We start from the raw sequence: 7,209 nt of genomic DNA on the forward strand, positions 1-7,209 counted from the left end.
AAAAGGCGGACGCCGTCGCCGGCGTCCGCCTTCCCCGCCCATGCCCGGCCCTGCTCATGCGGCCGGGCGAAAGGGAGCGGTCCTACCAGCGGCGATCGTAGCGGTAGTCGCGGTCGCGGTCGCGCCGCCCGTTGCGGTTCTGGGCGCTGCGCCACTGGCCGTGGTTCCGCCAGAAGCGGCCGTCGCGGTAGTAGCCGCGGCCGGCGTAGGTGCGGCCCTCGACGTAGCGGCCGTTGTACTGGCGGTCGCCGTAGTAGCCGTCGCGGCTGTTGATGCCGTGCTCGCGCTCCCAGTGGCCGAGGTTCCGGTAGCAGCGGCCGTCGCGGTAATACTGGCAGTCCGGGCCCCGGTAGGTCCCGGCCTGTTGGCCGTAGCGGCCGTTGTCGCCCGTCGCCACCATCACCCCGCGGATGATGGCGTCGACCAGCGGGTCGCCGCCGTAGCCGTAGGACTGGGCGCTGGCCGGGGCGGCGGCGGCGCCGAGGGCCAGGGCCGCGACCGAGCCGGCGGCGAGGGTCTTGATCGAAATTCGCATCGGATTGCTCCTTGACGGCGCCCGCGGGCGGATTGGTCCGCCTTGATGGCGGCGGCCGCCTGTATGGCTCCGGAGCCCGCCGTTCAGGCCCCGTTCATCGCCGCGCCGCCGCCCGGCCGGAATTCGTGCGTCGCCACGCTTGACGCCGGCCGGCGGGAGCCCTACCTGCGCTTCGCGTTAGCACTCGGGGGTGGCGGCTGCCAAAGCCGGGCCCGGGGGCTCAATCGAAACTGTTTTGGGAGACACTACAGATGGCGTTTCGTCCGCTCGGCGACCGCGTGCTCGTGAAGCGCGTGGAAGAGGAATCCAAGACCAAGGGCGGGATCATCATCCCCGACACCGCCAAGGAGAAGCCGCAGGAAGGCGAAGTGATCTCCGTCGGCCCCGGCCTCCGCGACGACAGCGGCAAGGTCAACCCGCTGGAGCTGAAGGCCGGCGACCGCATCCTGTTCGGCAAGTGGTCGGGCACCGAGGTCAAGCTGGAAGGCGAGGACCTGATCATCATGAAGGAGTCGGACGTTCTCGGCGTCCTCTAGAGTGATCAGTGGATAGTGATGAGTGGCGAGTGCGATCGAGACCGGTCCGGCGCCGCCGCTAATCACAGCAATCACCAATCACTAATCACCAATCATCTCTTCAAAGGAGCAGCCTCACATGGCCGCGAAACACGTTCAGTTCTCCACCGAAGCCCGCGAGAAGATGCTGCGGGGCGTCAACGTCCTGGCCAATGCGGTCAAGGTCACCCTCGGCCCGAAAGGCCGCAACGTCATCATCCAGAAGTCCTTCGGCGCCCCGCGCTCGACCAAGGACGGCGTCTCGGTGGCCAAGGAGATCGAGCTGGAGGACGCCTTCGAGAACATGGGCGCCCAGCTGATCCGCGAGGTCGCCTCCAAGACCAATGACAAGGCCGGCGACGGCACCACCACCGCCACGGTGCTGGCCCAGTCGATCGTCCAGGAAGGCCTCAAGTCGGTCGCCGCCGGCATGAACCCGATGGATCTGAAGCGCGGCATCGACAAGGCCGTGACCGCCGTCCTCGCCGAGATCAAGGCCTCGTCCAAGAAGGTCTCCAACAACGCCGAGATCGCCCAGGTCGGCACCATCTCGGCCAACGGCGACCTCGAGGTCGGCGAGATGATCGCCAAGGCGATGGAGAAGGTCGGCAACGAGGGCGTCATCACCGTCGAGGAGGCCAAGACCGCCGAGACCGAGCTCGATGTCGTCGAGGGCATGCAGTTCGACCGCGGCTATCTGAGCCCCTATTTCATCACCAACGCCGACAAGATGGAGGCCCAGCTCGAGGAGCCGCTGATCCTGCTGTTCGAGAAGAAGCTGACCAGCCTGCAGGCCATGCTGCCGATCCTCGAGGCCGTGGTCCAGTCGGGCCGTCCGCTGCTGATCATCGCCGAGGACATCGAGGGCGAGGCCCTGGCCACGCTCGTCGTCAACAAGCTGCGCGGCGGCCTGCGCGTCGCCGCCGTCAAGGCCCCCGGCTTCGGCGACCGCCGCAAGGCCATGCTGGAGGACATCGCCGTCCTGACCGGCGGCCAGGTGATCTCGGAAGACCTCGGCATCAAGCTGGAGAACGTCACCCTCGACATGCTCGGCAAGGCCAAGAAGGTGACCATCACCAAGGACGACACCACCATCGTCGACGGCGTCGGCGAGAAGTCGGCCATCGAGGCCCGCATCGGCCAGATCAAGAAGCAGATCGAGGACACCACCTCGGACTATGACAAGGAGAAGCTGCAGGAGCGTCTGGCCAAGCTGGCCGGCGGCGTCGCGGTGATCCGCGTCGGCGGCTCGACCGAGGTCGAGGTCAAGGAGAAGAAGGACCGCGTCGACGACGCCCTCAACGCCACCCGCGCGGCGGTCGAGGAAGGCATCGTCCCCGGCGGCGGCATCGCCCTGCTGAAGGCCACCAAGGCGCTGGAAGGCCTGACCGGCGACAACCCCGACCAGACCGCCGGCATCGCCATCATCCGCCGCGCCCTCCAGGCCCCGATCCGGCAGATCGTCGAGAACGCCGGCGTCGAGGGCTCGATCGTGGTCGGCAAGGTGCTGGACAACACCTCCGCCACCTACGGCTTCAACGCCCAGACCGAAGAGTACGGCGACCTGGTCGCCATGGGCGTCATCGACCCCGCCAAGGTGGTCCGCACCGCCCTGCAGGACGCCGCCTCGGTGGCCGGCATCATGATCACCACCGAGGCCGCGGTGGCCGACGCGCCGAAGAAGGCCTCGGCCGGCGGCGCCGGCGGCGGCATGGGCGGCGGCGGCATGGGCGGCATGGGCGACATGGACTTCTAGGTCCACGCCCAGTCCAGGCTGAACGAGCAAGGAGGGCGGGTCCGGAGACGGGCCCGCCCTTTTTTCTATGCCGGGAGACGCCCTGGCCGGGGGCCCGGCCTGAACGAATCGCGCGGTCGCGGCGTTCGACTCCCGGACATTGTGACAGGGAGCCGATCATGGCCGCGAGACCGACCTGGCAGGGGCATCTGAAGCTGTCGCTGGTGACGTGTCCGGTGGCGCTCTACACAGCGACCTCGACGACCGGGCACGTCAGCTTCCACCTGATCAATCCCCGGACCAACAACCGCATCCGCATGGTGCCGACCGATCCCGAGGCCGGGCCGGTGGAGCGGTCTGATCTGGTCAAGGGCTATGAGGTGTCGAAGGACGAGTATGTGCTGTTCGACGACGCGGATTTCGACAAGGTCCGGCTGGAGTCGACGCGGACCATCTCGATCGACCAGTTCGTCGACGAGGACGACATCGACCGGCTGTACTGGAACGACCCCTTCTATGTGGTCCCCGAGAAGGGCGTCGGGGCCGAGGCCTTCGCGGTGATCCGCGACGCCATGAAGGCCGCCGGCAAGGTGGCCATCGGCTGCCTGGTGCTGCGCGGCCGCGAGCGCCAGGTGGCGCTGGAGGTGCGCGGCAAGGGGCTGGTCGCCTACAGCCTGCGGGCCCATGACGAGGTGCGCGAAGCCGCCGACTATTTCGACGACATCCCCGAGGTGAAGCCGGATCCGGACATGGTCGAGATCGCCACGCGGATCATCGGCCAGAAGGAGGCCGAGTTCGATCCGTCGCGGTTCCGGGACCGCTACGACGAGGCCCTGAGGGAGATGATCAGGGCCAGGCAGAAGGGCGGCAAGGGGCTGGTCGAGGCGCCCGAGCCGGACGACACCAATGTGGTCGACCTGATGGCGGCGCTGCGGGCCAGCCTGAAGGGCTCGGCCGGCGCAGGCCGCAAGACGCCGGCGAGGAAGGCGGCGGCGAAGAAGAAGGCGGCGTAGGGAAGGGTCAGAGAATTTTCTTCAGCACCGGCCGCAGGTTGACCGCCCCGGCGCGGAAATCCCGCCACGGATCGGGCTTCTTCAGCAGGGCGGCGGCGTCGTGGAGGGTGAAGGCCCTGGGGTCGAGGCCCTTCTTCACCTGGCCCCAGGACAGGGGGAAGGCGAGGCCGGCGCCGGGGCGGGCGCGCGGCGACCACGGGGCGACGGCGGTGGCCATGCGGCCGTTGCGCAGATAGTCGAGGAAGATCTTCCCGCCGCGCGCCTTCTTGGCGAGGGTGGTGGTGAAGCGATCGGGCTCGGCCCGGCGGACCCGTTCGCACACCGCCTTGGCGAAGGCCTTGCACTGGTCCCATTCGATGCGGCTCTCGCCGTCGGCGAGGACGGGGACCACGACGTGCAGCCCCTTGCCGCCGGTGGTCTTGACGAAGGGGTTGAGGCCGAGCCCCTCCAGCGCCTTCCTCATCGTCTTCGCGGCGGCGATGACGTCGGCGAAGTCGAGGCCCTCGTCTGGGTCGAGGTCGAAGGTGACCTGGTCGGGGGTTTCGGGATCGCCGGGCTTGCAGCCCCACGGATGCAGCTCCAGCCCGCCCGACTGGCCGATGGCGACGAGGCCGCCGACGTCGACGACGCCGATGTAGGGCTTGCGCTCCTTGACGTCGATCAGCTTCAGCCGCGGATTGGAGCCGGGCATGGCGTGGCGCTGGAAGAAGCGTTCGCCGCCGATCCCTTCCGGGGCCCGGATGATCGACAGCGGACGGTCGGCGACGTGGGGAAGGATGCGGTCGGCGGCCCGCTCGTAATAGCCGACCAGTTCCGCCTTGGTGATCGCGGCGCGGCCGTCGGCGGCGGGCCACAGCACCTTGTCGGGACTGGAGATGGTCACGCCGGCGACGACCAGCCTGCCCTTGCCGGCCGCGGGCCGGGACTCGCCCGGCATGGCCAGCGGCGCGGCGGCGGCATGGCTTCCGGGCTCCTTCGCCGGGTCGGCCGGCGTCCGCGGCGGGTCGGTGACCTCCCGGGCCGGCTTGTCCTCGCGCAGCCCCTTGAAGGCGGCGTGGCGCAGGGAGCCGGTGTCGGTGTAGCCGCCGTGCTCGATCTCGGCGACCAGCACGGGCCGGGTCCAGTGGAGGGTCACCCCGCCGGCGCGCGACCTCTTCGGCGCATCCTTGCCGATGAAGGGGCTTTTGTCGGTCTCGGCCGCCTTGAGCTGCGGCAGCAGGGTCTTGAGCAGGGTCTGGTTATAGCCTGTGCCGACGCGGCCGAGGTGGCGCAGCCCTCCCTTGTCTTGGACCCCGACGATCAGCGAGCGGAAGCGGCCGCCGCCGTCCGAGGTCCAGCCGCCGATGACCACCTCGTCCCCGCCCCGGCATTTCGACTTCAGCCAGGTGTTCGAGCGGCCGGCCTGGTAGGGCGCGTCCAGCTTCTTGGAGATGACCCCCTCGAGATCCATGCGGCAGGCGCTCTCGAGGATGGCCTGGCCGGTGGTGGCGAAATGGTCGACGTAGCGGATGCGCTTGCCGGCGCCCTTGGGGATGCGGTCGATATACGCCTGCAGCCGGGCCTTGCGGTGCGACAGCGGCAGCTTGCGCAGGTCCTCCGGCCCCTCGAACAGCAGGTCGAAGGCGAAATAGACCAGCTCGCCCGTATCGCCGCCGGAGATGGCCGCCTGCAGGGCCGAGAAGTCGGGCATGTGGTTTTCGGCCAGGGCGCAGAGCTCGCCGTCCACGACCGCGTCCGGCCAATGCGCGGCGTCGGCAGCCAGTTCGGGGAATTTGGCGGACCAGTCGAGGCCCTTGCGGGTGCGCACCGTGGCCCTTCCGCCGCCGGAGGCGACCTGCAGCCGGTAGCCGTCGAACTTGATCTCGTGCACCCAGCCGGTTCCCTGCGGCGGGTAGTTGGTGAGTTTGCACAGCTGGATGGGGACAAAGGCGTGGGGCTTGGCGGCGTGGCTGGTCACGGCGGCGCGCGCCTCGGGTTTGGGCGGCGCGGGCTTGTTCGTTTTCGCCGGCGAGATCCACTGCTTCTTGCCTTCCGCGATCTCGGCGAGGCTGCGGCCCGTCGTGATCGAGGCGTCGATCTCCATATTGGCGTCGCCCTCGCCGGGGACGGCGAATTCGTCCTTCTCCTTGATCAGCAGCCAGTTGTTGCGCTGCTTTCCGGTTTTTGGGGGCTTGCCGCGATCCGTCTTCATGCGGATCAGGGCCCATCTGCCCTGCAGCCGTTCGCCGTGGACGATCATCTTGACGGCGCCGCGCCTGAAGGCGTCGGCGAGGTCGTCCTCCTGCGGCTCCCAGGTCCCCCGGTCCCACATCTGCACCGTGCCGGCGCCGTAGTTGCCGGCCGGGATGGTCCCCTCGAAGGTCCCGTAGTCGAGCGGATGGTCCTCGACCTCGACCGCCAGCCGCTTGACCGCCGGATCGCGCGACGGCGCCCGGGTCACCGCCCAGGACTTGAGCACCCCGTCCAGCTCGATGCGGAAGTCGTAGTGCAGGCGCGTCGCCGCGTGGCGCTGGATCAGATAGGTCAGGCCGGCCTCGCGGGCCCGGCCCTTCCTGCCCTTCGGCTCGGGCGTGTCGCCGAAATCGCGCTTCTGCCTGTAGGTTTCCAGCTCGCCGCGCACCCGGGCCTCCCGTCGATCACCGGCAGGGGAACGCGCCCGCGCGCGGATGGCTCAATCGACGGAGGCGGATCGGCCGCACGGCGGCCCCTATTCCGGTTGCGGTTCTTCCGAGGGGGTCTCGCCCCGGGCGGCGGCGCGCTTCTCGGCCTTGGCGGCGGCCTTTTCGGCGGCCTTCTTCGCATCGGCGCGGTCGCGCTCCATCCGTTCGAAACTGTAGTTGGGCTTACGGGCCATCGGCGTGGCTTCCTTTCCGGCGCGGCTGCGCCTGACGCGGGGGCGTCGGGAGAACGCCGGGGAGCGGCGTGGGATGCGTACAAGGTGGGGCGCCTTGGCCCCGGCCACAACCGTTCAATCGACGGCGGTGATCTCGACCGTCTGTCCGGCCACGGTCGCCTCGTCGCCGACGCGCTTGCCGATCAGGGCCACGGCGAGGGGCGAGACGTGGCTGACCGAGCCTTTCGCCGGGTCGGCCTCGTCCTCGCCGGTGATGCGCCAGGTCTGGGTGCGGCCGTCCTCGCGCAAGAGGGTCACCGAGCCGCCGAAGCGGACCCGGCCGTCGGCCGGGGTCTCGACCAGCTGGGCGGTGGCGCGCCGGGCCGACCAGTAGCGCAGCTCGCGGGTGGCGCGGGCCATGGCGGTGCGGTCGGCCTCGATCGATCCCCCGGCCTGGGCGGCGTTATAGGCCGCCCGCGCCTCGGCCAGGGCGGCCTCGATCTTCGCCAGCCCCTCGAGGGTGACGAGGTTCGGGTGGG

The 7,209-nt window shown here is 69.6% G+C and carries 7 protein-coding genes; 3 read left to right on the forward strand and 4 right to left on the reverse strand.

Going from position 1 to position 7,209, the window contains the following annotated elements:
* Positions 1–82 precede the first annotated feature (82 nt).
* Entirely contained in the window at positions 83–535 is a 453-nt protein-coding gene (locus Q0588_RS15580; protein ID WP_298748096.1) for a hypothetical protein, read from the reverse strand.
* Positions 536–786: 251 nt separating this feature from the next.
* Between Q0588_RS15580 and Q0588_RS15585 the strand changes: the two genes are divergently transcribed.
* From Q0588_RS15585 to Q0588_RS15595, 3 genes are all read left to right on the forward strand, one after another.
* Positions 787–1,071: a co-chaperone GroES gene (locus Q0588_RS15585; RefSeq protein ID WP_298748099.1), complete on the forward strand. Its 285-nt coding sequence runs from the start codon at positions 787–789 to the stop codon at positions 1,069–1,071.
* A 118-nt stretch (positions 1,072–1,189) separates the two neighbouring features.
* Positions 1,190–2,845, forward strand: a complete 1,656-nt coding sequence (gene groL, locus Q0588_RS15590; protein WP_298748101.1) for a chaperonin GroEL — start codon at positions 1,190–1,192, stop codon at positions 2,843–2,845.
* A gap of 158 nt (positions 2,846–3,003) precedes the next feature.
* Complete coding sequence (locus tag Q0588_RS15595; RefSeq protein ID WP_298748103.1) at positions 3,004–3,837, forward strand: Ku protein; 834 nt, start codon at positions 3,004–3,006, stop codon at positions 3,835–3,837.
* Between the two features lie 7 nt (positions 3,838–3,844).
* On the opposite strand, the gene ligD is transcribed toward Q0588_RS15595, so the two are convergent.
* From ligD to greA, 3 genes are all read right to left on the reverse strand, one after another.
* Positions 3,845–6,457 (reverse strand): DNA ligase D, encoded by a 2,613-nt coding sequence (ligD, locus tag Q0588_RS15600; protein ID WP_298748105.1) that lies wholly within the window; start codon positions 6,455–6,457, stop codon positions 3,845–3,847.
* An 87-nt stretch (positions 6,458–6,544) separates the two neighbouring features.
* Positions 6,545–6,691: a hypothetical protein gene (locus Q0588_RS15605; RefSeq protein ID WP_298748107.1), complete on the reverse strand. Its 147-nt coding sequence runs from the start codon at positions 6,689–6,691 to the stop codon at positions 6,545–6,547.
* Positions 6,692–6,805: 114 nt separating this feature from the next.
* A partial coding sequence (gene greA / locus Q0588_RS15610; protein WP_298748109.1) for a transcription elongation factor GreA occupies positions 6,806–7,209 on the reverse strand: 404 nt, incomplete at its 5' end.

It is taken from the genome of uncultured Brevundimonas sp., from assembly GCF_937870815.1.
Taxonomy (GTDB): Bacteria; Pseudomonadota; Alphaproteobacteria; order Caulobacterales; family Caulobacteraceae; genus Brevundimonas.